The following is a 447-nucleotide window of genomic DNA, read 5'->3' as shown; positions in this document are numbered from 1 at the left end:
GTGCCGTCGCCGGCGATGTCGTTGGTCTTCGAAGCAACTTCGCGGACCATCTGCGCGCCCATGTTCTCGAACTTGTCCTCAAGCTCGATTTCCTTGGCGACGGTGACGCCGTCCTTGGTGATGCGCGGTGCGCCGAACGACTTGTCGATGACGACATTGCGGCCCTTGGGGCCGAGCGTCACCTTCACTGCGTCGGCGAGGATGTTGACGCCGCGCAGCATGCGCTCACGGGCATCGCGAGAGAATTTTACGTCTTTGGCAGCCATTTTTAGCTCCTGGCAGGGGCTTGAATTGAGCCCTGGGATTTAAGTGATGGTGAGGCCGAGATTCAGCCGATGATGCCCATGACGTCGGATTCCTTCATGATCAGAAGGTCTTCGCCATTGAGCTTGACTTCGGTGCCCGACCACTTGCCGAACAGGATGCGATCGCCGGCCTTGACGTCCA

1 protein-coding gene and 1 pseudogene are annotated in these 447 nt (G+C 59.1%); both read right to left on the bottom strand.

Annotation, left to right across the window (positions count from 1 at the left end; genetic code table 11):
* Window positions 1-266, bottom strand: a 266-nt coding sequence (locus AC0L2R_RS33870; RefSeq protein ID WP_287304782.1) for a TCP-1/cpn60 chaperonin family protein, incomplete at its 3' end; no start/stop codon positions are given.
* 62 nt (window positions 267-328) lie between these two features.
* Window positions 329-447 (bottom strand): annotated as a pseudogene (locus AC0L2R_RS33865) (co-chaperone GroES); the annotation flags it as partial.

It is taken from the genome of Mesorhizobium sp. WSM4820 (assembly GCF_055811075.1).
This window is presented reverse-complemented; position numbering and strand designations above follow the sequence as displayed.